This is a genomic window from Pandoraea sp. PE-S2T-3 (assembly GCF_002179965.1).
Taxonomy (GTDB): Bacteria; Pseudomonadota; Gammaproteobacteria; order Burkholderiales; family Burkholderiaceae; genus Pandoraea.
The window spans coordinates 80,524-106,570 of record NZ_NGUQ01000035.1 but is presented as its reverse complement, the minus strand read 5'-3'; the positions used below and the strand labels follow the sequence as shown (position 1 = coordinate 106,570).

At 63.6% G+C, this 26,047-nt stretch carries 25 protein-coding genes; 9 read left to right on the top strand and 16 right to left on the bottom strand.

Features of this window, described 5'->3' with window-relative positions; genetic code table 11:
• Nucleotides 1-20: 20 nt before the first annotated feature.
• The gene (locus CDV46_RS20985; protein WP_254916147.1) at nt 21-707 is read left to right on the top strand and encodes a hypothetical protein; all 687 of its coding nucleotides are present in this window, start codon (nt 21-23) and stop codon (nt 705-707) included.
• 67 nt (nt 708-774) lie between these two features.
• On the opposite strand, the gene CDV46_RS20980 is transcribed toward CDV46_RS20985, so the two are convergent.
• The 10 genes from CDV46_RS20980 to wrbA form a co-directional block, all read right to left on the bottom strand.
• Nucleotides 775-2,142: an MATE family efflux transporter gene (locus CDV46_RS20980; protein WP_087724737.1), complete on the bottom strand. Its 1,368-nt coding sequence runs from the start codon at nt 2,140-2,142 to the stop codon at nt 775-777.
• A gap of 17 nt (nt 2,143-2,159) precedes the next feature.
• Nucleotides 2,160-3,890, bottom strand: coding sequence for an ArnT family glycosyltransferase (locus CDV46_RS20975; RefSeq protein WP_087687024.1), 1,731 nt, complete (start codon nt 3,888-3,890; stop codon nt 2,160-2,162).
• Between the two features lie 270 nt (nt 3,891-4,160).
• Complete coding sequence (locus tag CDV46_RS20970) at nt 4,161-4,427, bottom strand: type B 50S ribosomal protein L31 (RefSeq protein ID WP_058378148.1); 267 nt, start codon at nt 4,425-4,427, stop codon at nt 4,161-4,163.
• A 166-nt stretch (nt 4,428-4,593) separates the two neighbouring features.
• Nucleotides 4,594-5,436, bottom strand: coding sequence for a zinc-dependent peptidase (locus CDV46_RS20965; RefSeq protein WP_087687025.1), 843 nt, complete (start codon nt 5,434-5,436; stop codon nt 4,594-4,596).
• A 125-nt stretch (nt 5,437-5,561) separates the two neighbouring features.
• Nucleotides 5,562-7,181 carry an MFS transporter gene (locus CDV46_RS20960; protein WP_087724735.1) on the bottom strand — a complete coding sequence of 540 codons (1,620 nt, stop codon included), beginning with the start codon at nt 7,179-7,181 and terminating at the stop codon, nt 5,562-5,564.
• A gap of 15 nt (nt 7,182-7,196) precedes the next feature.
• Complete coding sequence (locus CDV46_RS20955) at nt 7,197-7,697, bottom strand: MerR family transcriptional regulator (protein WP_087724733.1); 501 nt, start codon at nt 7,695-7,697, stop codon at nt 7,197-7,199.
• 223 nt (nt 7,698-7,920) lie between these two features.
• Nucleotides 7,921-8,274 (bottom strand): hypothetical protein, encoded by a 354-nt coding sequence (locus CDV46_RS20950; protein ID WP_087687028.1) that lies wholly within the window; start codon nt 8,272-8,274, stop codon nt 7,921-7,923.
• Between the two features lie 613 nt (nt 8,275-8,887).
• Nucleotides 8,888-10,309 carry an FAD-binding oxidoreductase gene (locus CDV46_RS20945; RefSeq protein WP_087687029.1) on the bottom strand — a complete coding sequence of 474 codons (1,422 nt, stop codon included), beginning with the start codon at nt 10,307-10,309 and terminating at the stop codon, nt 8,888-8,890.
• Nucleotides 10,306-10,842, bottom strand: coding sequence for a DUF2069 domain-containing protein (locus CDV46_RS20940; RefSeq protein WP_087687030.1), 537 nt, complete (start codon nt 10,840-10,842; stop codon nt 10,306-10,308). Before CDV46_RS20940 ends, CDV46_RS20945 begins: the two co-directional genes overlap by 4 nt.
• A gap of 102 nt (nt 10,843-10,944) precedes the next feature.
• On the bottom strand, nt 10,945-11,532 hold the full coding sequence (wrbA, locus tag CDV46_RS20935) for an NAD(P)H:quinone oxidoreductase (protein ID WP_058378154.1): 588 nt from the start codon (nt 11,530-11,532) through the stop codon (nt 10,945-10,947).
• Between the two features lie 177 nt (nt 11,533-11,709).
• Between wrbA and CDV46_RS20930 the strand changes: the two genes are divergently transcribed.
• Nucleotides 11,710-13,035, top strand: coding sequence for a YihY family inner membrane protein (locus CDV46_RS20930; RefSeq protein ID WP_087724731.1), 1,326 nt, complete (start codon nt 11,710-11,712; stop codon nt 13,033-13,035).
• Here CDV46_RS20930 and CDV46_RS20925 read toward each other — a convergent pair.
• Genes CDV46_RS20925 through CDV46_RS20915 form a run of 3 tightly spaced genes read right to left on the bottom strand, consistent with a single transcriptional unit; the run spans nt 13,025 to nt 15,514 of the window.
• A complete protein-coding gene (locus CDV46_RS20925) occupies nt 13,025-13,348 on the bottom strand; it encodes a DUF962 domain-containing protein (RefSeq protein ID WP_087724729.1) in 324 nt (107 codons plus the stop codon). The two genes, CDV46_RS20930 and CDV46_RS20925, sit on opposite strands and share 11 nt — an antisense overlap.
• 40 nt (nt 13,349-13,388) lie before the next feature.
• Entirely contained in the window at nt 13,389-14,207 is an 819-nt protein-coding gene (locus CDV46_RS20920) for an alpha/beta fold hydrolase (protein ID WP_087724727.1), read from the bottom strand.
• A gap of 14 nt (nt 14,208-14,221) precedes the next feature.
• The gene (locus CDV46_RS20915; RefSeq protein WP_087725073.1) at nt 14,222-15,514 is read right to left on the bottom strand and encodes an O-acetylhomoserine aminocarboxypropyltransferase; all 1,293 of its coding nucleotides are present in this window, start codon (nt 15,512-15,514) and stop codon (nt 14,222-14,224) included.
• A 489-nt stretch (nt 15,515-16,003) separates the two neighbouring features.
• Between CDV46_RS20915 and CDV46_RS20910 the strand changes: the two genes are divergently transcribed.
• The 3 genes from CDV46_RS20910 to aroC all read left to right on the top strand — a co-directional run bounded on the left by CDV46_RS20910 (nt 16,004) and on the right by aroC (nt 19,543).
• A complete protein-coding gene (locus tag CDV46_RS20910; protein WP_058378157.1) occupies nt 16,004-16,459 on the top strand; it encodes a CBS domain-containing protein in 456 nt (151 codons plus the stop codon).
• Nucleotides 16,456-18,375: an MFS transporter gene (locus CDV46_RS20905; protein ID WP_087687035.1), complete on the top strand. Its 1,920-nt coding sequence runs from the start codon at nt 16,456-16,458 to the stop codon at nt 18,373-18,375. Before CDV46_RS20910 ends, CDV46_RS20905 begins: the two co-directional genes overlap by 4 nt.
• 64 nt (nt 18,376-18,439) lie before the next feature.
• A complete protein-coding gene (aroC, locus tag CDV46_RS20900; RefSeq protein WP_058378158.1) occupies nt 18,440-19,543 on the top strand; it encodes a chorismate synthase in 1,104 nt (367 codons plus the stop codon).
• 131 nt (nt 19,544-19,674) lie between these two features.
• On the opposite strand, the gene CDV46_RS20895 is transcribed toward aroC, so the two are convergent.
• The gene (locus CDV46_RS20895; protein WP_176399142.1) at nt 19,675-19,905 is read right to left on the bottom strand and encodes an MliC family protein; all 231 of its coding nucleotides are present in this window, start codon (nt 19,903-19,905) and stop codon (nt 19,675-19,677) included.
• Nucleotides 19,906-20,141: 236 nt separating this feature from the next.
• Nucleotides 20,142-21,812, bottom strand: coding sequence for an electron transfer flavoprotein-ubiquinone oxidoreductase (locus CDV46_RS20890; RefSeq protein ID WP_087724723.1), 1,671 nt, complete (start codon nt 21,810-21,812; stop codon nt 20,142-20,144).
• A gap of 178 nt (nt 21,813-21,990) precedes the next feature.
• On the opposite strand from CDV46_RS20890, the gene CDV46_RS20885 reads away from it, so the two are divergent.
• The 3 genes from CDV46_RS20885 to CDV46_RS20875 all read left to right on the top strand — a co-directional run bounded on the left by CDV46_RS20885 (nt 21,991) and on the right by CDV46_RS20875 (nt 24,523).
• Nucleotides 21,991-22,767, top strand: coding sequence for an SDR family oxidoreductase (locus CDV46_RS20885; protein ID WP_058378161.1), 777 nt, complete (start codon nt 21,991-21,993; stop codon nt 22,765-22,767).
• A gap of 196 nt (nt 22,768-22,963) precedes the next feature.
• Nucleotides 22,964-24,025 carry a TRAP transporter substrate-binding protein DctP gene (gene dctP, locus CDV46_RS20880; protein ID WP_087724721.1) on the top strand — a complete coding sequence of 354 codons (1,062 nt, stop codon included), beginning with the start codon at nt 22,964-22,966 and terminating at the stop codon, nt 24,023-24,025.
• A gap of 84 nt (nt 24,026-24,109) precedes the next feature.
• Nucleotides 24,110-24,523, top strand: a complete 414-nt coding sequence (locus CDV46_RS20875) for an acyl-CoA thioesterase (RefSeq protein WP_140413447.1) — start codon at nt 24,110-24,112, stop codon at nt 24,521-24,523.
• Nucleotides 24,524-24,556: 33 nt separating this feature from the next.
• Here the strand turns inward: CDV46_RS20875 and CDV46_RS20870 are convergent, their stop codons facing one another.
• The gene (locus tag CDV46_RS20870) at nt 24,557-25,102 is read right to left on the bottom strand and encodes a PAS and helix-turn-helix domain-containing protein (RefSeq protein ID WP_058378163.1); all 546 of its coding nucleotides are present in this window, start codon (nt 25,100-25,102) and stop codon (nt 24,557-24,559) included.
• Between the two features lie 238 nt (nt 25,103-25,340).
• On the opposite strand from CDV46_RS20870, the gene CDV46_RS20865 reads away from it, so the two are divergent.
• On the top strand, nt 25,341-26,039 hold the full coding sequence (locus tag CDV46_RS20865; RefSeq protein WP_058378164.1) for a CoA transferase subunit A: 699 nt from the start codon (nt 25,341-25,343) through the stop codon (nt 26,037-26,039).
• Nucleotides 26,040-26,047 lie beyond the last annotated feature (8 nt).

The following is a 26,047-nucleotide window of genomic DNA, read 5'->3' as shown; positions in this document are numbered from 1 at the left end:
CGCCGCCGCACGCGTCTGTCGTGAAATCGCCTTGCCTTCCTGCCTTAGTCTGTCCTGTCAGCGGTACTGCCCGTCGCCTGCTGGCCGGTGTGGGGACTGCCATCGCAGGTCTCTCGTTGCTCGCCGGGATTTCCGCCTGCGCGAGCCCGCCGGCCAACGAGCGGGAGACGGGCAGCGGCGGGCAACTGGTGCGTTATAGCTCGCGGCAGGTCAGCGTCGATCTGACCGATGCGCAACGCGAGACGCTGCGGCAACTGCGGGATCATGTGCTCGCCGAAACGCAGCAGGCGCGCATTCTCGAGGCGATCTCCAGAACGCTCGCCAAGGAGGGTTACGCGCCGGTGTCGGTCGATACCGAGATGGGTGTCGTCGAGGCGGAGCGCAACACGGTGCTGGTGCCGAAATGGCGTCAGATTGCGCGGGGCGTTCTGAAGTCGCGCATCGGTGGTCTGCCGGCCAAGCCGGATCACGAGCGCATGGCGGTGATCGTCGCGGTGCGCTCGACGCAGGGCGAACAGGGCAAACAGGGCAAGTTAGGGGAACGGGGTGAGCGGGTTCAGCACGTCGAGCAGGGTTCGCTGGTGCGGGTGCGATTCGATCGCACCGTATGGGACAGCAATGGCGATGCGCGGACTGAGACCGTGCTGGAGAAGGATGTGTACGACGGGTTCTTCAGTGCGCTGGATCTGGCCGTTCGAGCCAACTAACGCAGACCAGCGCGGACCAGCGCGGACCAGAGAGAAGCAGCGCAAAGGAGCGGGGCTGGCTTGCGCGTTAGCTCGCCAGACCTCGTCCACCTTTCGCGCTGGCGACCCAGCGCAGGTAGCACAGCAGGCCGCACGCCGCGACCGCGAGGCTCGCGCCGTTGGCAAACCAGAAGCCGGTGGCGCCATGCAGCCATGCCGGGGAGAGCCCCCAGCTATCGAAGCCCAGCACGTAACCGCCACCCAAACCAACACCCCACAGCGACACCGCGTAGATGACGGTCGGGATGATCGCCACTTTCCATGCGCGCAGCACGAAGACGGCGCTCACTTGCAGTGCGTCGAACAGGTGATAGAACGCGACGAAGGCCAGCAGCGGTGTGGCCACGGCGGCGACCGCCGGGTCGGCCGTGTAGGCCTCCACGATCCATGGGCGGGTCAGCCAGACGAGGCTCGCCAGCCCTGCGCTGAGCGTGCCTGCGAACAGGATGCCGTGGCGTCCGACGAGGTGAGCCGCGTTGAAGTTGCGCGCGCCAATGGCCTGCGCCGTGAGTGTCGCGGTGGCAATGGCGATCGACATCGGCAGCATGTATGTCAATGCGCCGAGGTTGGCGGCGATCTGGTGACCGGCCAGTGTGGTGTCGCCCAAGCGCGTGATGAAAATCGCCATGAACGAGAACGCCGTGACTTCGATCAGGTAGCTCAATCCCATCGGCACGCCGAGCTTCAGCAGCGTGCGAATGGCGTGCCATTGCGGCCAGCAGAAGTGCGAGAAGATGCCGAATTCGCGCAGCTTCGAGTGCCGCACCATCAACGTGAGCCCCAGCGCGCAGGACACCCAGTTGATCGCTGTCGTCGCAATGGCGCAGCCCGTGCTGCCCAGCGGCGGAATGCCGATGCGCTCGACGCCATAAATCAGTGCGAGATTGAGCGGCACCTTTAGCGCAAGACCCGTGACCTGAATCGCCATGACGATGCGCGGTTGCGCGACGGCCGTCGACAGCGACGAGTACACACGGAACAGCAACGCGGCGGGCAGGCCGAACGCCAGAATCTGGAGATAAGCGCTTGCGCGGACTTCCAACGCAGGATTGGCTTCCGACAGGCGCAGGATGAATTGCGGATGCGTGAGCAGCAGGAAGCCCGGAATCGCCAGAAAGAGGGCGAGCCAGATCGCCTGACGCACTTCCTCGCCGATCTCCAGTCGCTCACCGGCACCAAAGCGTTGGGCGGCGATCGGGGAGAGTGCGACGAGAATGCCCATCAGGCCGACGTAGACGGTGATGTAGATCGAGCCGCCGAGCGCGAGCGAGGCCAGATCGAAGGCCGAGGCGCGCCCGACCATCGCCGTGTCCATCACCCCGAAGGCGATGACCGCGAGCTGGCCGATCAGTACCGGCCACGCGAGCGCGGCGATGCGCTTGATGTCATGCCACATGGGAAGCGAGGGAGAGGTCAACGCGGACGAGCCGAACGGCGCCACGGACGCTCTTGCAGCACGTAGAGACGGAAGCGTTCGTCACGGTCGGCCGCACGGCGGCCTTCCCAGAGCTGCCGCCATTCGTAAGGGGCGAGCGAGAGCGGTTCGCTATAGTCCTGCGAGTCCTGACGCAACAGCACGTCGCAATCGTCGTTGCTTGAGCCGAAACGCATCTTGCCGAAGTAAGCGAACGACGCGAGCTGCGCATCGCCCACGCGCACCGTGCGAATGCAGGTGTAGTCCGCCGGAAGGTGCGCCGAAATCTGTGCGGCCACGTCGCGATACGTCCGGCCGTAGTTCACCACCGGCAGCCAGAGCGTCATGAGCAGCACCCACATCAGCGTCGTGCCGCCCGAGGAGAGCACCACGCTGCGCCACATGACCTTCGGGCTGCGCGACACGCGCCACGCGACGAGCGTGACCCACGCGCCGGTTACGGCGAGCGCACTGATCAGCGTCACCCAGCTGAACTCCGGCACAAAGCCGGGCACCAGACGTCGCAGGTTGCGGGCGATCTGCGCAGGGAATCCGAAAACACCTGCCAGCCACACGATCCATACGAAGCCGGCCAGCACCGTGAACGACAGCACGGCGAACCAGTCGATGGCGTTGACCGTGCCGCGCTTGAGCGACGGCAGGCCGAACGCGGCGATGATCGAGAGCGCGGGCAGGGCCAGCATGAAGAGCTGATTGCCCTGATGCGCTTGCAATACGATCAACACCAGCACCGGCACCGCGAGCGCCAGCGGAATGGCGATGTGCGGGGCACGGCGCATGCCGCGCCACGAGTACAGCGACCACGCTGCCAGCGGCCATGCCGGCCACGCGAACAGCGCCAGATTCTTGGTGATGTAGCTGAGCGAGTTGATCGACGGGCCACTGAAGGCGTCGACACCGATGTCGGCCCATTCGCCCAGCCAGCTACGCGCGCCATCGGCAAACTTGAGTGCGGCAAGCGGCCATGCGCAGGCGATGATGAGCGCGACGGGTGTCGACACGATCAGCAACATGCGCAGCGGTACGGCGCGGCACAGCACGCCCACGGCGATACCGGCAATCCACAGCGAGAGCGTCATCAGCGGCGACGACGCGAGCGCCATGCCGCCGAGGGCGAGGCCAAACCAGACAGCGCCCTGGCGCGGCTTGTCGAGGCTGCGCACCAGACCGTAGATCGCCATCGAGATGAGCGTCAGTTGCCCGACCGTGGCGGTGGTTTCGTGACCGCGTTCGGCCAGACCGAAGCAGGCGAGCAGAATCAGCAGCGCGCCATCGGCGAGGGTTCGGCCGTAGTCGCGCGGTTCGGGTTCGCCGCCGAAGGCATATTTGAACGGTTGCACTTCCGGGCGGCGGCCCAGCAAATAGGTGCCGTACCAGATGAACGTGCAGGTGGCGTAGAAGCACAGACCGGTGACGATGCGCGCGGCGTCCGGCGCGTCGAGCCACGAGAAAGTGCGAATGGCGAGAGCGCCCAGCCACGAGACCAGCGGACCCGCGTCATAGATCGGCTTGCCGGCGATATTCGGCAGCAGCCAGTCGGACAACTGGCCGTGCGCCATCGTCCACATGATGCCGAAACCGGCGGCGTCTTCGTTCTTCCACGGATCGCGACCAAACAACCCCGCCAGCACATAGATGACGCAAATGGCAAAGAGCAGCGAGCGAGGAAGCGCGCTGGTGGCAGAGGCGGTGATGCGAACTCGTTTCATAGGCCGGACGACGTTACCGGCCATGGGGCCGGATCGCGGAAAAACAGGGCGCGAGCCAGAAATGGCTCAGGAGAAAATTCGGGGAAACCAGAAAAGCCGACAGTATGACAGTAACCCGCAGCATGGCGCAGGCCACGCCCAACAAAAAAGGGCAGCCTGAGCTGCCCCTTTCCGATGCTTTCCAACGCCGGGGAATTTCTCCCCCATTTGCCAGCCCGCCGGACATGCCGTGGGCCAGTTTTGCGTTGTGCGGCGTGTCGCCTGTAAAACTTAGGCGACCTTGCCGCCGGCGCGCGTGCCGAACTTCTTCTTGAACTTGTCGACGCGGCCTTCGGCATCCATGATGCGCGTTTCGCCGGTGTAGAAGTTGTGCGATGCCGACGACGTATCCAGCTTCACGAGCGGGTACGACTTGCCGTCGATCTCAACGGTTTCCTTCGTCTGGATCGTCGAGCGGCTGATGAATTGGAAGTCGATGCCCGGCGTCATGTCCTTGAACACGACTTCGCGGTAATTCGGGTGAATGCCTTCTTTCATGATGGACCTTAGGTTAAGTCGGTAGCCAGTCTGCGCGGGAGATTCCCCGCTAACGCCGTCGCGCGCGTTTGAACATACAAACCTGTGCGACTGAAATGGCGTCAACCACTTTCCGGGTGAGCAAAACGCGCATTATGCCACGGAAATCCGGAATTCTGCAACGATTTCATGGGCTTGGCGCGCCGGGCGGCGGTGCCTCGCCGGCCGTTGGCGGTGTCGCGGCCGGATCTTGCAGGAAATACCGGGAAAACAGCGTGTACAGCGCTGGATATTCGGTGCGGAACGCCACCGGGGCGACGAAGAACGCTTCGGCGCAGACCGCGAAAAACTCCGATTCGTGCTCCGTGGCGTAAGGGTCGAGCAGCGAGGTCGACGCGAAGGCGTCCCAGTGAGCGTCCGGCACATTCGACACGTGGTGGCAAAACTCCTCGTAAGCCGGGTCGAAGACCTCGCACCACACCGGTTCCGTCAGATCTCCGTGCAGGCGCCGGATCAGCGGGGGAACGCCATCGGCTTCGCCGTTCTCCATGTCGATCTTGTGGACGAACTCGTGAATCACCACGTTGTAGGCCAGCACGTCGCTGGCTTGCACGTCCTGCCATGAAAGCACGACCGGGCCGCCATCCCAGGCTTCGCCGCTGGCCTCTTGTGCCACGTCGTGCACGACGCCGTCTTCGTCCTGCACCGTCTTGCGAATCAGAAACTCGCCCGGATAGAGCACGATGCCCGACCAGCCGCGATAGAGCGCGGGCGGCAGATTGAGGATCGGCAGGCAGGCCTGCGCGGCCACCGACACCTGCATGGCTTCCGTGAGCGGCAGGTCATGGGCGGTGGAGAAGTGTTTGCCGCCGAGAAAATCGGCAGCCAGTGCGCGCAGCTTGTCGAGATCGGCGGCGCTGCGGGAGGCCAGAAACGGCAGGGCATCGACGACTTCGCGCCAAAGGTCATCGTCAATGGCACGGCTTGGCGTGCGCGACGGCATGAGGCGTGACAGCAGGGCTTTGAGCATGACGGCCGGGGCAGCGACAGCAAGAGTGGGGCGCCGGAAGCGGGGTCGCACGAGAACCGGCTTGAAACACAGGCCTGAACCCGTGTGCGTCCATGAGCGCGCCCTCCGGCGGGCACGTCACGATTCTAATTTAGCTGCTTCTGGAACGCTGCAAATATCGCGCCGCACAGTGCCACGATGGCAATGAAATGAAAGCCGTCGATGAACGACAGAAACGCGGCCTGCCGCTCGATCATCTGTGCAATCTGGGCGAGCGCCGCGCCGTGCGCCTGCGAGACCGCGACTCCCGCGTGCGTGAGCGCATTGGCGAGCGTGTCGAGCGTCTGCGTGAAGATCGGGTTGTAAGGGTTGGCGACTTCCGTGAGGCGAGTGCGATGCAGGGCTTCGCGATGCTGCTCGAACGCCACGATGGTCGACACGGCAAACGATCCCGAGAGCTGGCGCAGGATGTTCTTCAGCCGGTAGCCGTGCACGAAGCTTTCGTGATCGAACGTACGGAACGTGAGATTCGCGACCGGCAGCACCGTGAAGATCCCGAATACCGCTTTGAGCGCGAGCACCCCGTAGAGCTGATTTTGTCCGGCATCCGGTGGCATGGCGCCGAGCCACAGGCTGGTGGCGATCGTCATCACGAAGCCGCTCACGATCAGGTACTTCTTGCGCGTAATGAATTTCGCTACGCGGAAATAGGCCATGAGCAGGATGACCGTCAGCAGCGCCGAATAGCCGAGCAACTGCCCCGTGCGCTCCACCGTGAAACCGAGCCCTTGTTCGAGCAGGCGCGGCATCAGATAGCTCTGCGTGTTCGCCAGATAGTAATAGGCGGCGTAGAGCAGCAGGCCGACTTGAAACTCGCGTCGGCGCAGCGACTGCAATCGGATGAACGGTGCCGGGTGTTGCCACTGGTGGTAGCCGAACCACACCAGCGCGCCCACGCCGGCAACCGTCAGCAGCGGCAGCCAGGGCGTTTGCAGCCAGAGCGTGTAACGCATTTCCTGAAGCACGACCTGAAACGCGCCCATCGCGAGCGCGAACGCCATGAACGGTGCGAAGGGGTAGCTGCCGCCGGTGGCGCGATCACGCAATCGGCCGACATCCGGAATCGCGAACCATGCCAGCGCGGCGAGCAGCACGGCGGGTGGCGCCGTGCACAGGAACAGCGTGCGCCACGTGTACGCCGAGACCAGCATGCCGCCGATCAGCGGGGCGGCGGCCGAGCCCGTGAACAGCAGCAGGGCGAACGTCTGTACCGTTTTGCCGCGACGCTCAGGGGGCACGCTGACTTGCGCGAGGATCCGGCAAGAGCTCATCCAACTGCCCGCGCAAAAGCCTTGGCAGGCCCGGGCGATCACGAGTTGCGTGACGCTTTCACTGGTTCCCGCGAGCACCGCGCCGCACGCGTAGAGCAGCAGTGAGGCGGTGAGATAGCGCCGGTAGCCGATGCGTTCGACGAACCATTGTTGTTTGAGGATGGCGAGCACCGAGGCGATGCCGTAGGCCGTCGTCATCCAGACGAATTCTTTGGGCGAGGCGTCGACGCCGCCCGAGACGTAGACCGCAAAGTAGACCAGCAGCGCGTTCTCGAAGAATTCGAGTCCCGGGATGAGGCCCAGCGCGTAGCGATAGGCTTCGGCGCGGATGGGGCGCCGCGAGCCGGTGCCACTGGCGCTGCTGGCACCACCCGGCGCCGGCGCGCGGGGCGGCGGTGCGGAAGCGGAACCGGTGGGCGGGGTGGCAGAGGTCATGGCGGGCGAGGGGCGTTACGATTTGCGCAGTTTGGCCGCGCGTTCGGCGAGTAACTCGTCGGCGGGAACGCCTTGAAGCCGTTGGTCGATGTATTGGAGGTCGTGGGTGATTTGCGCTTCCATCTTTTCGGCTTCACGCAGTTCGCGCCGGACTTGAGCAGTGCGTTCGCGCAGCGTTTCGAGTTGCGAATGGAGGGCGTCGCGCACGACTTGGAGGTCTTCGTCATTCATGCGTGACTTGCCGGCTTCGACCAGACGCATGGGACGTTTGAGCATCTCGGTGATGGCGGCGATGGAGAAGCCGAGCGAGCGCATGCGGAGAATGCGGCCGAAGGTCGCGAGGTCGGCCTGCGTGTACATCCGGTAGCGGCCTTCGCTGCGAGCGGGCACGACGAGATTGAGTTCCTCGTAGTACTTCAGCGTGCGCGCCGTGACGCCGAGTGCCGTCGCGGCTTGGCTGACCGTCAGCAGGGCGTCGTCGTTAGGTGAGGCGTGTTCGGTGGGATCTGCGGGCATGGCTGCGCCTCCGATCGAGAATGGCGCATCGTAGCACAACATGTACGTGAACGTACAGGTCTGAGTGGGGCGAGAGAAGTTGGACCGCAAGCCGCTGGAGAGGCGGGGAACAGGGGCTTCGCAGGAGGCCCCCTGCGGAGGTGCGGGCGGGTGGCCAAAGCCCCTTCCTATGCGTTGCGGAAAGGGGCTTCGGTCGGCCTTGGCGGGCGGTTACGACGAGGCGTTAGCGCCCTGCTTCATTCGGTGCGGTTTCCCAGCGAATGGCGCGAACACCGGGCGTATCGCCGAGGGTGGAGACAAGGTGGACCAGCGCGGCGCGCCGGCTGCGTTCGCAGCGCAGGACGTAGTCGAGTTCCAGCAGGTAGCCGCCCGAGCGATCGGCGCGTGCGGCGGTTTCCAGCTTGAGTTGATGGGTTTGAAGAGCGGTGCGCACCTTGACGTCGATGGCGCTGGCCTTCGAGGCGAGCGTGAGCACGACCAGCCGGTATTGCGGCGAAGTCGTCGCGGTGACTGGCGTGGCGGGCGTACGGGCGCGATGGCGGCCGAACAGCGTGGGGATGAGCATTTGCAGCGTCATGGGTCCTCCTGAATCAAAGGCCGGGTGCGTGGCCTGAGACGGCGGATGCCGGGGCTTGGCGGCGTGTTTCGCTAATGCAGCGTAGTGCAGCGAAATGCAGGGCACGCGTGCAGGCCTTGGGCCCGCGCACATGGCGGCGCTGCGAATGCTGAAACACGTGAAGGCTACGCAAGCGTCGACAGGCTAGGCGTGCGTGTGTTTGCTGCCAGTGGGCTGGCGAGCCAACACGCGCATCAAGCGTGTCGTACCCGGGTGCGCGAAGGCATCCGGTGATAGCTGAACTGCGGTGGGGGTGCTGTGAAACGTGATCGCTGCCGATGAAATCGGTGCGATCGATGCACTACCGCTGCGACATTGGGGGCCGGCAGCGGCAGTCGGGGGACGACTGCGGGTTACCGGGCCAACGCCTCGTCGGTCATTGCCGACGCTTGCGTGCTACTAGAGCAACTGCCCACGGAAAACTCCGTCGTTATTGGAAAGACGTGATTTTAGGTTTTTACCGCGCTTCTGTAAAGAACGTGGCGCGATTTCGCGGCGTTTTGTCGCGAAATTGACGATATTTTTACGGAAAACGGGGCTTTTCGAGCGAAAGGCGCTGAAACCGGCCGAGACGTCAGTCCGGCAGCACCTTGCCCGGGTTCATCAGGCCGAGCGGATCAAACGCGGCCTTGATCTGGCGCATCAGTGCCAGTTCCACAGGCGACTTGTAATGTGCCGAGGCGTCGCGCTTGAACTGTCCGAGCCCGTGTTCCGCGCTGATCGTGCCGCGATGGGCATGCACGCTGTCGTGTACCGCCAACGTGACCGGCGTTTGCAAGTCGCGCAGGAAGGTTTCCGGATCGACGCCGTCCGGTGCCATCACGTTGTAGTGCAGATTGCCGTCGCCCAAGTGCCCGAACGTCACCATGCGGGCGCCCGGTGCGATCTTTTGCACGATCGGATCGGTTGCTGTGAGGAATGCAGGGACCTGTGACACCGGCACCGCAATGTCGTGCTTGATGTTCAAGCCGGTGGCCGACTGGGCGAGCGGAATGCTCTCGCGAAGGTGCCAGAGCGCATTCGACTGCGCGAGGCTGGCCGCGACGATGGCGTCGCGCACGATGCCGCGCTCGATGGCGGCCGCGAGCAGGCGCTCCAGCAAATCGCGCGCATGCGCTTCGCTCTCGTTGTCGGAGAGTTCGAGCAGCACCGCTTGCGGATGCGTTTCGGCAAACGGATAACGCTGCTGCGGGAAGACCTGCGCGACGAGACGCAGGCAGAAATCCGACATCAGCTCGAAGCCCGTGAGCAGCGGGCCTGCCATCGACTGCGCGAGATTGAGCAGCGCCAACGCCTGCGCCGGGCTATCGAGCGCGGCGAGGGCTGTCATACGTGCAGCGGGTTGTGCAAAGAGTTTCAGCGTCGCGGCGGTAATCAGGCCGAGCGTGCCTTCCGCGCCGATGAACAGATCGCGCAGATCGTAGCCGGTGTTGTCCTTGCGAAGGCCGCGCAGGCCATCCCACAATTCGCCTTGCGGCGTGACCACTTCCAGACCGAGACACAATTCACGCGCATTGCCGTAACGCAGCACTGCGGTGCCGCCTGCGTTCGTCGCCAGATTGCCACCAATCGTGCAACTGCCTTCCGCCGCGAGGCTCAACGGGAACAGGCGCTGCGCGGATGCCGCTGCGGCCTGCACATTGGCCAGCAGGCAACCGGCTTCGGCGGTGAGCGTCATGTTGTCCGCATCCACCTGACGAATGCGGTCCAGACGTCGCAGGCTGATGACCACCTGCCGCCCGCTCGCATCCGGTGTCGCGCCGCCTGCGAGCCCCGTGTTGCCGCCTTGCGGCACCATCGACACTCCATGTGCGACGCACAACCGCACGAGCGCAGCCGTCTGCATGGCATCGGCGGGGCGCAGCACGGCGAGCGCGCGGCCCACGTAACGCTTGCGTTGGTCGATCAGATACGGGGCGACGTCCGAGTCTTTATGCAACACGTGATCACGGCCGAGCAGGTCGATGCAGGCGGTGAGGAATGCGGTGTCGTTCATTGCGGCTGACGCGCTGCCGTTGCCTGCTGGCCGCGAGCCTTCGCGGCGCGCTTGAACGGGCGCAGATAGAAAACGGTGGCGAAGAAGAACACGGCCGACAACGCCGTTTCGATCCATGCGAGCAAGACGGACGGCCCCGTATCGGTCATGCCGCGCACGACCCCTTCGGCGAGAAACAGCAGGATGAACATGCTCGACCATTGCAGCGTGTACAGATTGCCGCGCAGCACACCGCGCAACGGCAGCAACAGCAGCAGCGCCTTGAGCACCAGCCACGACCCGCCCGGACGCAATGGCGCAAGCCAGAGCTCCCACGCGACCGAGAGGGCAATCAAGGCGAGCAGGCTGGCGATGCTGATGCGGCGTAGCGTGCTGGACGCGTCAGCGACGCCCGGAGCGGTCGATGCCGCTGCCGTGGCCGCACCGGCCGAGCCAGAAGCATGGGGCGTTTTCGACGTTCCCGACGTTGCCTGCTGCGGGGCAGGCAAGTCACGCGGATCGATCGATTCAGACTCGGGCGGTGTTGCAGTCATGGGCTGTCTCGGTTGCCTTAACTACTACGACTACTGCATGGGGTGACGTGCGGCGCGCGTCGCCTCTGGATGGGCGTTCCCGGCGCAGTCACGCAAAGAACGTCATTCTGCCAGCTTGAGTGCCGCGCGTGCGAGACGCGCGCCGAGTGCCGACGCCAACTGGCGCTCGTCCGCCGAGAGCGGGTTGCCGTCGTGCGCGAAGTGCGTTGCGCCATAAGGCGATCCGCCGGTGCGCGTGCTCGACAATGCCGGCTCCGTGTAGGGCAGGCCCATCAGCAACATGCCGTGATGCAACAGCGGAATCATCATCGACAGCAACGTACTTTCCTGACCGCCATGCAGGCTGGCCGACGACGTGAACACGCACGCGGGCTTGCCCGAGAGCGCGCCCGAGAGCCACTGCGGCGTGGTGCCATCGAGGAAATATTTCAGTGCGGCGGCCATGTTGCCGAAGCGCGTGGGCGAGCCGAGCGCGAGACCAGCGCATTCTTCGAGGTCGCGCAGTTCGACGTAAGGCGGGCCGCTGTCGGGAATGTCGGGGGCGCTGGCTTCACATACCGTCGAGACGGCGGGCACCGTGCGGACGCGAGCTTGCGCGCCCGGCACGCTGTCGATGCCGGAGGCGATGCACTGCGCGAGTTGAGCGGTCGTGCCGTGACGGCTGTAGTACAAGACGAGAATTTCGGTCATGAAGCGTGCGTGTCGAGTGAAAACCCAGCAAAAAGTGCGGGTATTATAGGGCGTTCCTACGCGAGTACCGTGGCTCTTGTCCTTGCGTGGCACGGCTTCTCCGTTGTCCCTCGGTTGTTCTGCTTTCGTTCTGCTTTCGTTCCTCTGCTGTTCTCTGTCCGTATTCAGGAGCCCGATTTGATCAAGCTGTCCCGCATTAACTGGAACAACGTTCGCCAACTGCTGAAATACGCGCTTGCGCGCGCTCAGGACGACCGGATTCCCCAGGTTGCGGGTAGCCTCACGTTCACGTCGATTCTCTCCATCGTGCCGCTCTTTGCCGTGACGTTCGCGTTGTTCACGGCGTTCCCGATTTTCAAATCGTTTCGCGACTCGCTACAGGGCTTTCTGATCGAGCACCTGATGCCGGAGAGCGTCAACGCACAAATTTTCGGCTATCTCAACCAGTTTGCGTCCAAGGCCACGAGCCTCACCGCGTTCGGCCTGATCGGTCTGCTGGTGACTGCCGTGCTCACGTTGATGACTGTCGAGTCCGCGTTCAACGTGATCTGGCGCGTGCCGCGCCCGCGTCCGCTGGCGCAGCGGCTGCTGATCTACTGGAGCCTGCTCACGCTCGGGCCGCTGCTGTTCGGCGTGAGCCTGTCGATCAGCTCGTACATCTTCACGCAGTCGATGTCGCTGGTCAGCACGCTGCCGCCTGCCGTCGCCTCGCTGCTCAGTCTGATTCCCCCGGCGCTGACGGCCGTGGCGTTCATGTTGATGTATCTGTACATGCCCAACTGCAAAGTCGACTGGCGCGATGCGCTTGCCGGTGGTGTAGTGGCCGCGGTGGCGCTGGATCTGACCAAGCGCGGGTTCGGTTTGTACATCCGGCAGTTTCCGACGTACACGGCGGTCTATGGGGCATTTGCGGCCGTGCCGATTTTCCTGTTGTGGATCTATCTGTCGTGGCTGGTGGCGCTGCTTGGCGCAACGATCGCATCCGTTCTGCCCGCGCTGCGGCTGGGGCATTTTCAGTACCCGCGTTTTCCGGGCAGCGATCTGCTCGATGGCCTCACGCTCATCCATTTGCTCAATGAGGATCGGGAGTCGGGCGGAAATGGCCGTACGACGGTGGAACTGGCCCGTGCCATGCGCACGAGTCTCGACCATGCCAACGAGCTGCTTTTGCGGCTCGAACGAATGGGCTGGGTTGGCCGCCTGATGATGCAACCGCCTGCCGAGCGCTGGCTGCTGCTGGCAAATCCGCATACGGCAACGCTATCCCCGCTGGTCGCTAAATTCGCGTTGAACGTGGAGGAATTGGCCCGGCAGATGGAGCGCCACGCGCTCGATGGGGCGCACGTGGCCGAGATTCTGCGAGAGGGCAAATGGGACGTGCCGCTCATCGACGCGCTGCCGCGCGAAGTCCCGCCGGACGATGGCACGTCGGCGGCGGGGCCTGAAAGTGGCGAAAACAGTGAACGAGGCGAAGGCCGTGAAGGTGAAGGCGCTAGAGCTTGATGCGCCCGAGGCAGATGTCGCGAAACATCACCCAATCGCCCAGCAGGCTGTAGAGCGGGTGGCGAAACGTGGCCGGCCGGTTCTTCTCGAAAAAGAAGTGGCCGACCCACGCAAATGCATAGCCGCACACTACGGCCGCCGGTAGCCACCAGACGTTGCCGGTGAACGCAAACACCAATACACACGCAATGACGCCCCACGAGCCGGCGAAGTGCAGTCGGCGGCAGGTGGCGTTACGGTGTTCGCCCAGATAAAACGGGTAGAAATCCGCAAACCGCTGAAACGCGGGTGCGGCGTCGTGGGAATCTCGCATGACCGGCCTCCTTTGCGAGTTGACGCATTAAGTGTCTCGTTCAGTGTCGCATGAATTGCACGAGGGCATCGAGCAGTGCGTCTGGCTGTTCTGTCATGATCGCGTGGCCTGCGTTGACGGTCTGAACCGTCACGGGGGCGCCGCCTTCACGCAAGGCGTCGAGCAGTGCCTTCGCGGCGCGCGGGGGCGTCATCTGATCGCGCTGCCCGAGCACCGCCAGCACGGGACACTTCACCTGAGCGGCGGCCTCCCAACCCCGATCGTAGCCATTGCAGGCTTCGAAGTCGGTCAGGAACACCTTTTCTCCCGGATTGCGTTTCGCCACGCGCTCCATCAGCCGCTGGTTGCCGCCCCACGTCCAGAACCCCGGCCCGGGGGCTGACGGCTTGGCGGCCATCGTGCTGTGCGACCACTCGTTGACGAGGGCGATGGCTTCCGGCTCGCGCTGTCCGGCGGCGTCCAGCAGCGCGTCGGAGACTTTCATCGGATACGCCGTGCCGACCAGTGCAATTTTCGACACGCGCGCCGGATGACGTGCGGCCGCGTCGAGCGCAATCAGCGAACCCATACTGTGGCCGACCCACGCGGCGGTGTCGACACCTGCCGCATCCAGCACGGCGGCCACCCAATCGGCCAGCGCGCCGATGCTCGTCAGCGGCGCGCCGCTGCTGCGATGGTGGCCGGGCAGGTCGAGTGCGAGCACGTTCATGCCGTGATTCGCGAGATAGCGGCTTTGCAGTCCCCACACGCTGTGATCATGCTGGGCGCCGTGCAAAAAGACGACCGTTGGCTGTGACGGCTGAATCGGTTTGCCTGCGGTGTACGCGTAGACGGTGTTGCCCGCGACATTGAAGTTCATGAATCGTGTCCCCGTTATCGTTTGGTCGATGCCGATGCCTTCAGGCCGCGCTTGAGGTCTTGAATCAGATCGTCCGGGTCTTCCAGACCGATCGACAGACGCACAGTGCCTTCGCCAATACCGGCCGCCGCCAGCGCAGCCGCGTCCATGCGGAAGTGAGTGGTCGATGCGGGATGGATGACGAGCGAGCGGGCGTCGCCGACGTTGGCCAGATGCGAGAACAACTGCAACGATTCGATGAATCGGCGCCCGGCTTCCCGGTCGCCTTTCAGATTGAAGCTGAACACGGCGCCCGCGCCGCGCGGCAACAACCGCTTGGCGAGCGCGTGATCCGGGTGCGTGGGCAGTTCGGGGTAGGCGACCGACGCCACGGTTTCATGCCCGGCCAGAAACTCGACCACGCGGCGCGCATTGTCGACGTGCCGGGCCATGCGCAGCGGCAGTGTTTCGATCCCTTGCAGCAACTGCCACGCCGCCTGCGGATGCAGACACGCGCCGAAGTCGCGCAACCCCTCGCGGCGCGCGCGCAGCAGGAAGGGGGCAACGGAGCTTTCTTCGGCAAACACCATGCCGTGAAAGCCGTCGTAAGGTTCCGTCAGCTCGGGAAATTTGCCGCTCGCTTCAAAGTCGAACGTGCCGCCGTCGATGAGCACACCGCCGATCGTCGTGCCGTGTCCGCCGAGAAACTTGGTGGCCGAGTGATACACGAGATCCGCGCCGTGATCGAACGGCTTGATCAACCATGGCGTGGTGAACGTGCTGTCTACCATCAGCGGCACGCCGGCGTCGTGGGCAATTTGTGCGACGTTCGGAATGTCGAGCACGTCGAGCCCCGGGTTGCCGAGCGTCTCACCGAAGAAGAGGCGCGTCTCGGGCCGTACCGCCGCACGCCAGCCGTCGAGATCGCCGGGGCGCACGAACGTGGTTTCGATGCCGAAACGGCGCAGCGTGTAATGCAGCAGGTTGTGCGAGCCGCCGTACAGCGCGCTCGATGCCACGATGTGCGCGCCCGCGCCCATCAACGTGGCAATGGCCAGATGCAGCGCTGCCTGACCGCTGGCGGTGGCAATCGCCCCCACGCCGTTTTCGAGCGCGGCCATGCGCTCTTCGAACACCGCGTTCGTCGGGTTCGAAATGCGCGAGTAGACATGCCCGGCGCGCTCCATATTGAAGAGCGCGGCGGCCTGATCCGAGTCAGTGAAGACGAACGACGTGGTCTGGTAGATCGGCGTGGCGCGTGCCCCCGTGGTGGGGTCGGGGGCGGCCCCGGCATGCAGGGCGAGCGTGTCGAAATGCGGTACGGACATATCGGTGATGGCCTCGTAGCACAAGAAGGAACAACGGAAAATGGGCTGGCAAGTCACGAGCGAGAACGTCAGCGGCAAGACCCATGACGCGCCGGCGACACTGAAATGTCATGTTCACGGCACGCTCACTTGACGTATACGGCAATCCTAGCACCACCTTCGTGCGCATCGACAGGCTTTCGTGGGGGCGTCAGGAAAATTGCGGTGCTGTCCGAGCCGGTGCATCAGGTGTTGTCCGAGCGAGAGGGCAGAATCGGCCGAAAACCCGCGCCACACGGCGATGGACGGCCCATCGCGCCTTTCCTTTTGGGAAGCTTTCCGATAGCATCACTTCAACTAATTACAATTCAGTGCGGAGACGCTGGCAGACCTGCCGGTGATTCGCGTCGCCATTCGGATTTTTGAATTTTCGAACTTTCGAAGTCCGGCGGTCGTTTTCGGCAGCGTTCCGAAATCGCCGCCCGAGTCATGCAAAGAGGAGTGTGTGCCATGCGTGTGTCTGACATCCTGAAGGTAAAGGGCAACACCCTTTTCACCGTGACCCCGGAAACGTCGCTGGCCGAAGCCGTCGACACGATGGCGGAGCACGATATCGGTTCGCTGGTCGTGATGGAGTTCGGCGATCTGGTGGGCATGCTGACGTTCCGGGAAATCATCAATACGATCAGCAAGAACGGCGGCACCGTCGGGACGTCGACGATCCGCAAGGTCATGGACGATCACCCGCTCACGTGCACGCCTGAAACGGACGTCAACGAAGTGCGCCGCATGATGCTGGAGCGTCACGCCCGCTATCTGCCGGTCATGGACAGCCGCACGTTGATGGGCGTGATCTCGTTCTACGACGTGGCGCGTGCCGTTGTCGAAGAGCAGTCGTTCGAGAATCGTATGCTCAAGGCCTACATTCGCGACTGGCCGGCTGAGGAAGCGGAAAGTACCAAGTGAGCGAACCGAGCCAGCGCGGGGTGCGCGGCGAGGGCCACCAATCCCGGTTATTGAAAGAGCGTCGTTTCGCGCCGTTTTTCTGGACCCAGTTCCTGGGCGCGATGAACGACAACGTGTTCAAGATCGCGTTCACGTCGCTCGTGACGTATCACGCGACCCTCTTCCAGAATGTCGACGGCAAGACGGCCGCGTTCCTGATTTCCGCGATCTTCATTGCGCCATTTCTGCTGTTTTCTGCCACAAGCGGTCAGATTGCCGACAAGTGGGACAAGGCGCGCCTGATCCGCTTCGTCAAGACGCTGGAGATCGCCATCATGGTCGTGGGTGCGGCCGGCTTTCTCTGGGCGAGCGCACCGCTGCTCTACGTCTGCACATTCCTCATGGGGTTGCACTCGACGCTGTTCGGGCCGGTGAAGTACGCCTATCTGCCGCAGCATCTCGGTAACCATGAACTGGTGGGGGGCAACGGGCTGGTCGAGATGGGCACGTTCGTGGCCATCCTGATCGGCACGATCATCGGCGGCGAGATTGCGGGCGTCGGGGCATCGGCGCTGCCGTGGCTCGGTGGCGTGTGCGTCACGCTGGCGCTGCTCGGGCGGCTCGTTTCCACGTGGGTGCCGTCGACACCGGCCGCGCAGCCGGATCTGCGCATCAATTGGAATCCGTTCACGGAAACGTGGCGTAACCTGCGCATCGCCCGCACCGATCGCGCAGTGTTCCTGAGTCTGCTGGGCATTTCGTGGCTGTGGTTTCTTGGGGCGACATTTCTCGCGTCGTTCTTCAATTTCTCGCGCGATGTGCTGGGGGCCAACCCGAATGTCGTGACGCTGCTGCTCGCCATGTTCTCGGTCGGTATCGGTATTGGCTCGATGCTGTGTGAACGCTTGTCGGGCGGCAAGGTGGAAATCGGGCTTGTGCCGTTCGGCTCGATCGGCATGACCGTCTTCGCGGTGGATCTGTACTTTGCGAGTCGCGGCGGCGTGCCCGGCGCGACCTTGCAGACCGTCGGCCAGTTTCTCGCCCAGCCGGGCCACTGGCGCATTCTGGCCGATCTGTTCCTGCTGGCGATGTTCGGCGGGTTTTACAGTGTGCCGCTCTACGCGCTGATTCAGAGTCGCAGCGCACCGTCGCACCGCGCGCGCATCATCGCCGCCAACAACATTCTCAATGCGTTATTCATGGTCGTGTCGTCGCTGATGGCCATGGCACTGACGCGCGCCGGTTTCACCATCGATCAGTTGTATCTCGTGACCGGGATTCTCAACGCACTGGTGGCCGTGTATCTCTATGCGTTGTTGCCCGAGTTCCTGATCCGGTTCGTGATGTGGTTGCTGCTGCATACGGTCTATCGCATCGGGGTCAAAGGCGCCGAGCGTATTCCGGATGAGGGGCCGTGTGTGCTGGTGTGCAACCACGTGAGCTTCGCGGACGCCGTGGTGATCGGTGCGTCCATCCGGCGGCCGGTGCGCTTCGTCATGGATCACCGGATTTTCCGTATCCCGGTGCTGTCCTGGTTCTTCCGGACCGTCAAGGCGATTCCGATTGCGCCGGCGCACGAAGATGCACAAGGTCTGACGCGCGCTTACGAAGCTATTGCGCAGGCGCTCGACGCGGGAGAAGTGGTCTGTATTTTCCCGGAGGGCAAACTTACGGCGTCCGGCGAGTTGCAGGCGTTCCGGCAAGGGGTGCGGCGTATTCTCGATCGGTCGCCCGTGCCGGTCGTGCCCATGGCGCTGCGCGGGCTGTGGGGCAGCTTCTTCTCGCGGCATGGCGGCGCAGCGATGACGCGTCCGTTCAAGCGCGGCATCCTCAACCGGCTGGAACTGGTCATCGGCGAGCCGGTGACGGCCGTGCAGGCGACCCCCGAGGTGCTGCGCGAGCGTGTCCTTGAATTGCGAGGTCCTTGGCCAGTCTGAGCGCGGCGGGGCGGGATCGCTGGCATAATAGGGCCTTCCCGTCTCACCCCAACCTGATCCCCGTATGTCTGGCAATACGCTTGGAACCCTGTTTACCGTCACCACTTTCGGCGAATCGCATGGCCCGGCCATCGGCTGCGTCATCGACGGCTGCCCGCCGGGAATGGCGCTCACGGAAGCCGACATTCAGGTCGAACTGGATCGCCGCCGCCCCGGCACGTCGCGCCACGTCACACAGCGCAACGAGCCCGATGCCGTCGAGATTCTCTCCGGTGTCTTCGAGGGCGTGACGACGGGCACCCCCATCGCCTTGCTCATCCGCAATACGGATCAGCGCAGCAAGGACTACGGCAATATCGTCGAGACCTTCCGTCCCGGCCATGCCGACTACACCTACTGGCAGAAATACGGCGTGCGCGATTATCGCGGCGGTGGCCGGTCGTCGGCGCGTCTGACGGCACCGGTGGTGGCAGCGGGCGCCGTTGCCAAGAAGTGGCTGGCCGAGCGCTATGGCGTGCAGATTCACGGGTGCATGACGCAACTCGGCGACATCGAAGTGCCGCAGACCGATTGGTCGCAAGTGTCGCAAAACCCGTTCTTCGCGGCGAATGCCGACGTCGTGCCGCAACTCGAAGCCTATATGGATGACCTGCGCAAGGCGGGCGACTCCGTCGGCGCGAAGCTGCGCGTGGTGGCGACGGGCGTGCCGGTGGGTCTCGGCGAGCCGCTGTTCGATCGCCTCGATGCCGACATCGCTCACGCGATGATGGGTCTCAACGCCGTGAAGGGCGTCGAGATCGGTGCGGGTTTCCGCAGCGTGACGCAAAAGGGCTCGGAGCACGGTGACGAGCTGACCCCGGAAGGCTTCGTCGGCAACAATGCCGGCGGGATTCTGGGCGGTATTTCCACCGGGCAGGATGTCGACGTTTCTATCGCCATCAAGCCGACCTCGAGCATTCGCACGCCGCGTCGCTCCATCGACAAGGCCGGCGATGCGGCGACGGTCGAAACGTTCGGGCGTCACGACCCGTGCGTCGGCATTCGCGCAACGCCGATTGCCGAGGCGCTGCTGGCCTTGGTGCTGATCGACCACGCACTGCGTCATCGCGCGCAATGTGGCGACGTTCATGTCGGCACGCCGGTGATCGCTTCGCACGCACCGGAGTAAATTTGCGACAGGTTTGCGGCGGCGCTGACCGTTCGCAACGCTCGCAAGCTGCATAAAAAAACGCCAGACAGAGTTGTCTGGCGTTTTGCTTTTCTACCGATCGCTACCGATCGCTACCGACCGTTACCGACCTATTCCTTGCACTGCGTGATCGGTTGCTCACCCTTCGCGGTGTACAGCGTGCCCTCCGGCCCTTTGCTCCACCAGATCAGTGTCCGCCCGACATGCTTCTCACCGCTCGCGGCACGGGTGGGCTTGAGCACTTCGCGCTTGCCGGCCCAATACAGCGTGACGTCGCCGCCCAGATTGTGATCGTCGTAGACCACGACCGCGACGTGACCGTTTTCGCAGAGATAACTCATGGTCTTTGCCTGCGCTGCCGGGCTGGCGATCAATAGTGCACCGGCGAGCGCGGCACCTGAGATAGCCGCTGAACGAAGGGAAAACATCGGGGAAAACAGCGAAGTTGGGGAAGTTCTTGGCATGAAGCCTCCTTGCCTTTGGCGTGAATCGAGCGAGGGTTCGCGATCGTCAGTCAGCGTTCGCGAAGCGACCCGCGAAACGACAAACCGCCGGGCGAACCGGCGGCTGTCGGGAATTACATGTTCGGATAGTTCGGCCCGCCGCCACCTTCCGGCGTGACCCACACGATGTTCTGCGTCGGGTCCTTGATGTCGCACGTCTTGCAATGCACGCAGTTCTGCGCATTGATTTGCAGACGCTCCGAATCGTCGTCGTTCTTCACGAACTCATACACCCCGGCCGGGCAATAACGCTGTTCCGGTCCGGCATATTCCGAGAGGTTGATACCGACCGGCACGCTCGGATCCTTGAGCGTGAGGTGAGCCGGCTGGTTCTCTTCGTGGTTGGTGTTGGAGATGAACACCGACGACAGACGATCGAACGTGAGCTTGCCGTCCGGCTTCGGATAGACGATCGGCTGGCACTGCGCCGCCGGCAGCAGACATTCGTGATCGGCCTTCTTGCGGTGGATCGTCCACGGCATCTTGCCGCCCAGGAGCTTCTGCTCGATGCCGGTCATCAGCGTCGCGACCGTCAGGCCCTTCTTGAACCACTGCTTGAAGTTGCGCGCCTTGTTCAGTTCCTCGAACAGCCACGATTGCTCGAACGCCACCGGAAAGGCGCTCAATTCATCGCGCTGGCGCTCGGCCGTGAGTGCGTCGAAGGCCGCATCGGCGGCCATCATGCCGGTCTTGATCGCGGCGTGGCTGCCCTTGATGCGGCTGGCGTTCAGGAAGCCGGCTTCGCAGCCGACCAGTGCGCCGCCCTTGAAGACGAGTTTGGGCAACGAGAGCAGGCCGCCGGCCGTGATCGCACGTGCGCCATACGACACGCGCTTGCCGCCTTCGAGGAAGTGGCGAATCGACGGGTGCGTCTTGTAGCGCTGGAATTCTTCGAACGGCGACAGATACGGGTTGCTGTAATCGAGACCGACGATAAAGCCGACGGCGACCTGATTATTCGGCAGGTGGTACAGGAACGAGCCGCCGTAGGTGTGCGAATTGAGCGGCCAGCCGGCCGTGTGCACGACCAGACCTTCCTTGTGCTTGGCCGGATCGATTTCCCACAGTTCTTTAATACCCAGACCATAGGCCTGCGGATCGCGGCCTTCGTCCAGATTGAACTTGCGCATCAACTGGCGGCCGAGGCTGCCGCGCGCGCCTTCCGAGAAGATGGTGTACTTGGCGTGCAGTTCCATGCCGAGCTGGAAGTTCTCGGTCGGCTCGCCGTCCTTGCCCACGCCCATGTTGCCGGTGGCAACGCCCATCACGGCGCCGTTCTCGTCATAGAGCACTTCGGCGGCGGCAAAGCCCGGGAAGATTTCGACGCCCAGCGCTTCGGCCTGCTGGCCCAGCCAGCGCACCACATTGCCCAGGCTGATGACGTAGTTGCCATGGTTCTGGAAGCAGGCAGGCAGCAGCCACGACGGCGTGGAGGTCGCGCCCGTTTCCGTCAGAAACAGGAAACGGTCTTCGCTGACGGGGGTGTCGAGCGGCGCGCCGCGTTCCTTCCAGTCGGGGATGAGTTCGGTGAGCGCCTGCGGATCCATGACGGCACCGGACAGGATGTGAGCGCCGATTTCCGAGCCTTTTTCCAACACACAAACGGAAATTTCCTTGCCGGCTTCCTGTGCGCGCTGCTTCAGACGGATGGCCGTGGACAGACCGGCCGGACCGCCGCCAACAATGACGACGTCATACTCCATCGATTCCCTCGGGCCGTACTGCTCGAGCAGCTTGGGATCCATTGATGCTCCTGTTATAAACGTTAGAATTCGTGGGTGCGGCCATTTTCCGGGAATGGGGAACACCTCGCAACCGCATATTAATAGCACGATCGTTCGGTTTGCTAGGTAAGAAGCTCTAGCGGCGGGCTATGCGGCAGTGTCGTTATTCAATGCGCGTCCGGGCGCGAGGGAGATCAGGATGGGGCGTTCGCTGAATCTGGAAGGGAAGGTGGCCTTGGTCACTGGCGCGTCGAGCGGGCTCGGCATGCAGTTTGCCAAGGTGCTCGCGCAGGCCGGGGCGAAGGTCGTGCTGGCCAGCCGCCGCGTGGAACGGCTCAAGGAGTTGCGCGCTGAAATCGAGGCGCTGGGCGGGGCGGCCCACGTGGTACCGCTCGATGTGACCGACTACGACAGCATTCGCGCGGGGGTGGCGCATGCCGAGACCGAGGCGGGGGCCATCGACATTCTCATCAACAACTCCGGCGTCTCGACACAGCAGAAGCTGGTCGATGTCACGCCGCAGGAATACGACTACGTACTCGACACCAACACGCGCGGCGCGTTCTTCGTGGCGCAGGAAGTGGCCAAGCGGATGCTCCGGCGCGCCAAGGGCGACCCGCAGCGTCAGCACCGGATCATCAACGTGGCGTCGGTGGCCGGTCAGCGCGCGATTCCGATGCTAGGTGTGTATTGCGTGAGCAAGGCCGCCGTTATTCACATGACGCGTGCGATGGCGCTCGAATGGGGCCGTTTCAACATCAATGTGAATGCGCTGTGTCCGGGCTATATCGACACCGAGATCAATCACGACCACTGGCAGACCGAAGCCGGCCGTAAGCTCATTCAGATGCTGCCGCGCCAGCGCGTCGGCGAGCCGAGCGATCTCGACGGGTTGATTCTGCTGCTGGCGTCGGACGATTCTCGTTTTATCAACGGCTCGATCATGACCATCGACGACGGTCTGGCCGTGGGTTGAATGACGTGAATTGACCGCATGCTGCAAGGTGGGTCCCCGATTGCGCAGGCTCGCTGCAATGCGGCAATCGGGGATTGTCCGAGGCAGTCAGTGTGCGGGGGGCGGGCGCATAATTCGTCGATGCACACGGGGTTGTGAACGACGTCGCGCTTCAGGTCGCGCCAGACGCCGGAACCCGAATCGTCTCGAGGACACCATGCGTAATCCAGGCTGGCGGGGGCTCATCGGAGTCGCGCTTGCCCTCGCCGCAACGGCATTGCCCGTTGCCGCTCAAACCTACAAGCCCGAATACACACTGTCGATCGTGCCCGATGCGGGCACGCCCTGGGGCAAAGGCACGCAACTCTGGGCCGATATGGTCCGGGAGCGCACGCACGGGCGCATCAATATCAAATTGCACCCGGGGGCGGCGCTGGTCGGCGGCGACCAGACGCGCGAATTTTCGGCGCTGCGTCAGGGCGTAATCGACATGGCCGTCGGTTCGACGATCAACTGGTCGTCGGCGATTCCCGAATTCAATGTGTTTTCGCTCCCGTTCCTGCTCAAGGGATATCGCTCGCTCGATGCCCTCACACACGGTGACGTCGGCCGCGAACTGTTCCGCCGTGTGGAGGAGCAGGGCGTGGTGCCGCTGGCGTGGGGCGAAAACGGCTTCCGGCAACTGACCAACTCCCGCCGCCCGATTCGCTCGCCCGACGACATGCGTGGCTTGCGTTTTCGCGTGGTCGGCTCATTGCTGTTCAACGATATTTTCACGGCACTCGGGGCCTATCCGACCCAGATGACGTGGAACGATGCGATTCGCGCGTTGCGCACCCGCAAGATCGACGGGCAGGAAAATCCGATGACGATCTATAACAATGTCCGGCTCGATACGGTCGGACAGCGTTACGTCACGGTGTGGGATTACGTCGCCGACCCGATCGTCTTCGTCGTCAACCGGCAGGTGTGGGATAGCTGGTCGGCGCAGGACCGCGACATCGTGCGCGACGCCGCCGTCGAAGCCGCTCGCTTCGAAGTCACGCTCGCGCGGGAAGACCTGCTCAGCTCGGGGCGCGCGATGTGGGAAGAGCTGGAGACGCGCGGCGTCAAGGTCACGCGGCTCACGCCCGACCAGCGCCAACGGTTCATCGACGCGACGCGCCCGGTTTATATGAAGTGGAAGGTGCTCGTCGGCCGCGATCTTGTGGAACGGGCCGAAGCTGCGGTGAAAGGCGACGAGGTCGCGGCCAACCGAAGCCAGCCCCTACGGCGCTAATCGGGCCAACGCGCTACACTTTGTCTCCATGACGCCCTGCCGACCGTCGGCGGGGCGTTGTCTTTTCACCATGGAGAATTCGCAGTGTCGTCGCAATACAAGGAAGTCTTTCGCATGAGCATGCCGATTCGCTGGGGCGATATGGATGCGTTCGGTCACGTCAACAACACCGTCTACTTCCGCTATATGGAGCAGGTGCGGATCAGTTGGCTGGAGACGCTCGACGTCGCCTCGGAAGAGCGCTCGGCGGGCGAGGGCCCGGTCATCATCAATGCGCACATGACGTTCCTGAAGCAACTGCGTTACCCGGGCGATATCGATTGCCGCATGTTCATTGGCGAGCCGGGACGCACGAGCGTGGACACCCGTTTCGAACTGCGCCGGGCCGACACGCCCGACGTTATCGCCGCCGAGGGTGGCGCGAAGATCGTATGGGTGAACTATCTGGAAGAGAAGTCGGTGCCGCTGCCGGCATCGATTCGCGCGCTGGTGGCGTAAGCCGGCGTCAGCGCGCGGGCATGGCGGGGTGGGTCAGTTGCCCAACAGTCGCTGAACCAGCTCGGTGGCGGTGCCCGCGCCGTATTTCTGCATCAGGCGCGCGCGGTAGATATCGACCGTGCGCGGGCTGATTTCGAGAATCTTGCCGATCTGCTTGCTGGTCTTGCCTTGCACCAGCTGTGCGGCAATTTCGCGCTCGCGTGCGGTGAGGGCGACGGCGACGCGGCGCGTGGCCGACATGTCCTCGAAGGTCCAGAGGCCAGCCGCATGCGGATCCTTCACGTCGAGCGAGCGTCCTGTCACATGGCACCAGAACAGTTCGCCGTTACCCCGGCGCATGATGCGCTCGTCGGAATATACGCCCTGCGAACTCATGATCGGCGGAATGCGCTCGCCAATGCGTTCGAACTCTTTCGGCGAGGGGTAGAGCACCTGAAACGACTGGCCGATCAGCGCTTCGTGCTCATAACCGAAGATCTTGCCAAGCTCGCGATTGCAGTCTTCGATGATCCGCTGGCGGGAGATGACCAGACCCACTGGGGCAATGTGAAAGGCTGTCTGGTAGTCGAACGTCGGCATGGGGGCTGGGCGGAGCAGGGGGCTGATCGGGTCGGTCCTCGCGCCGGAGCGCCGCGTGCAGCGGCCCGGCACGCGGGAAGATATGTAATTTCACGTATTGTGCCCCATTTGCACGGCACCGTAAGCTCTATGATTGCATGAGACGCGTGGCCGCAAGGTGGGACCGGGCAGCGCGAGCGACGCAACGCGCAAGCGCGCGGCATAATTTCAATTCTCAACCGAGGGAAAGGGACAAACGATGAACAAGGTATTCGCCAGCGCCAAGGAGGCGCTCGCCGGTGTCGTCGCAGACGGGCAAACGCTCGCTGTCGGCGGCTTCGGCCTGTGTGGCATTCCGGAGGCCCTGATCGCTGCGCTGCGCGACTCGGGTACGAAGGGGCTCACCTGCATCAGCAACAACGCGGGCGTCGACGGCTTCGGCCTCGGTCTGCTGCTCGAGACGCGTCAGATCAAGAAAATGATCTCGTCGTACGTCGGTGAGAACAAGGAGTTCGAGCGCCAGTATCTGGCCGGCGAACTCGAACTTGAATTCACGCCGCAAGGCACGCTCGCCGAAAAGCTGCGTGCCGGCGGTGCCGGTATCCCGGCATTCTTCACCAAGACCGGTGTGGGCACGGTCGTCGCCGAAGGCAAGGAAACGCGCGAATTCGACGGCGAAACCTACGTCATGGAGCGCTCGCTGCGCGCCGACGTTGCCCTGATCAAGGCCGCCAAGGCCGACCGCGCCGGCAACCTCGTGTTCCATCGCACGGCGCGCAACTTCAACCCGATGGCCGCCATGGCCGGAAAAGTCACGATCGTGGAAGTCGAAGAGCTGGTCGAGACCGGCGCCATCGATCCGGATGATGTGCATTTGGCAGGCATCTTCGTTCAGCGCATCGTGCTGAACAAGACGCCGGAAAAACGCATCGAACAGCGCACGGTACGTGCCAAGTAAGCGCCGGG

What these genes read in the sequence shown, in the direction of transcription:
- CDV46_RS20975 (WP_087687024.1), bottom strand. Translation starts at nt 3,890, where the DNA reads ATGAAACGAGTTCGCATCACCGCCTCTGCCACCAGCGCGCTTCCTCGC.
- CDV46_RS20940 (WP_087687030.1), bottom strand. Translation starts at nt 10,842, where the DNA reads ATGACTGCAACACCGCCCGAGTCTGAATCGATCGATCCGCGTGACTTG.
- CDV46_RS20915 (WP_087725073.1), bottom strand. Translation starts at nt 15,514, where the DNA reads ATGTCCGTACCGCATTTCGACACGCTCGCCCTGCATGCCGGGGCCGCC.
- CDV46_RS20960 (WP_087724735.1), bottom strand. Translation starts at nt 7,181, where the DNA reads ATGACCTCTGCCACCCCGCCCACCGGTTCCGCTTCCGCACCGCCGCCC.
- CDV46_RS20970 (WP_058378148.1), bottom strand. Translation starts at nt 4,427, where the DNA reads ATGAAAGAAGGCATTCACCCGAATTACCGCGAAGTCGTGTTCAAGGAC.
- aroC (WP_058378158.1), top strand. Translation starts at nt 18,440, where the DNA reads ATGTCTGGCAATACGCTTGGAACCCTGTTTACCGTCACCACTTTCGGC.
- CDV46_RS20950 (WP_087687028.1), bottom strand. Translation starts at nt 8,274, where the DNA reads ATGACGCTGCAAATGCTCATCCCCACGCTGTTCGGCCGCCATCGCGCC.
- wrbA (WP_058378154.1), bottom strand. Translation starts at nt 11,532, where the DNA reads ATGACCGAAATTCTCGTCTTGTACTACAGCCGTCACGGCACGACCGCT.
- CDV46_RS20955 (WP_087724733.1), bottom strand. Translation starts at nt 7,697, where the DNA reads ATGCCCGCAGATCCCACCGAACACGCCTCACCTAACGACGACGCCCTG.
- CDV46_RS20945 (WP_087687029.1), bottom strand. Translation starts at nt 10,309, where the DNA reads ATGAACGACACCGCATTCCTCACCGCCTGCATCGACCTGCTCGGCCGT.
- CDV46_RS20965 (WP_087687025.1), bottom strand. Translation starts at nt 5,436, where the DNA reads ATGCTCAAAGCCCTGCTGTCACGCCTCATGCCGTCGCGCACGCCAAGC.
- CDV46_RS20925 (WP_087724729.1), bottom strand. Translation starts at nt 13,348, where the DNA reads ATGCGAGATTCCCACGACGCCGCACCCGCGTTTCAGCGGTTTGCGGAT.
- CDV46_RS20885 (WP_058378161.1), top strand. Translation starts at nt 21,991, where the DNA reads ATGGGGCGTTCGCTGAATCTGGAAGGGAAGGTGGCCTTGGTCACTGGC.
- CDV46_RS20920 (WP_087724727.1), bottom strand. Translation starts at nt 14,207, where the DNA reads ATGAACTTCAATGTCGCGGGCAACACCGTCTACGCGTACACCGCAGGC.
- dctP (WP_087724721.1), top strand. Translation starts at nt 22,964, where the DNA reads ATGCGTAATCCAGGCTGGCGGGGGCTCATCGGAGTCGCGCTTGCCCTC.
- CDV46_RS20910 (WP_058378157.1), top strand. Translation starts at nt 16,004, where the DNA reads ATGCGTGTGTCTGACATCCTGAAGGTAAAGGGCAACACCCTTTTCACC.
- CDV46_RS20895 (WP_176399142.1), bottom strand. Translation starts at nt 19,905, where the DNA reads ATGAGTTATCTCTGCGAAAACGGTCACGTCGCGGTCGTGGTCTACGAC.
- CDV46_RS20980 (WP_087724737.1), bottom strand. Translation starts at nt 2,142, where the DNA reads ATGTGGCATGACATCAAGCGCATCGCCGCGCTCGCGTGGCCGGTACTG.
- CDV46_RS20865 (WP_058378164.1), top strand. Translation starts at nt 25,341, where the DNA reads ATGAACAAGGTATTCGCCAGCGCCAAGGAGGCGCTCGCCGGTGTCGTC.
- CDV46_RS20870 (WP_058378163.1), bottom strand. Translation starts at nt 25,102, where the DNA reads ATGCCGACGTTCGACTACCAGACAGCCTTTCACATTGCCCCAGTGGGT.
- CDV46_RS20890 (WP_087724723.1), bottom strand. Translation starts at nt 21,812, where the DNA reads ATGGATCCCAAGCTGCTCGAGCAGTACGGCCCGAGGGAATCGATGGAG.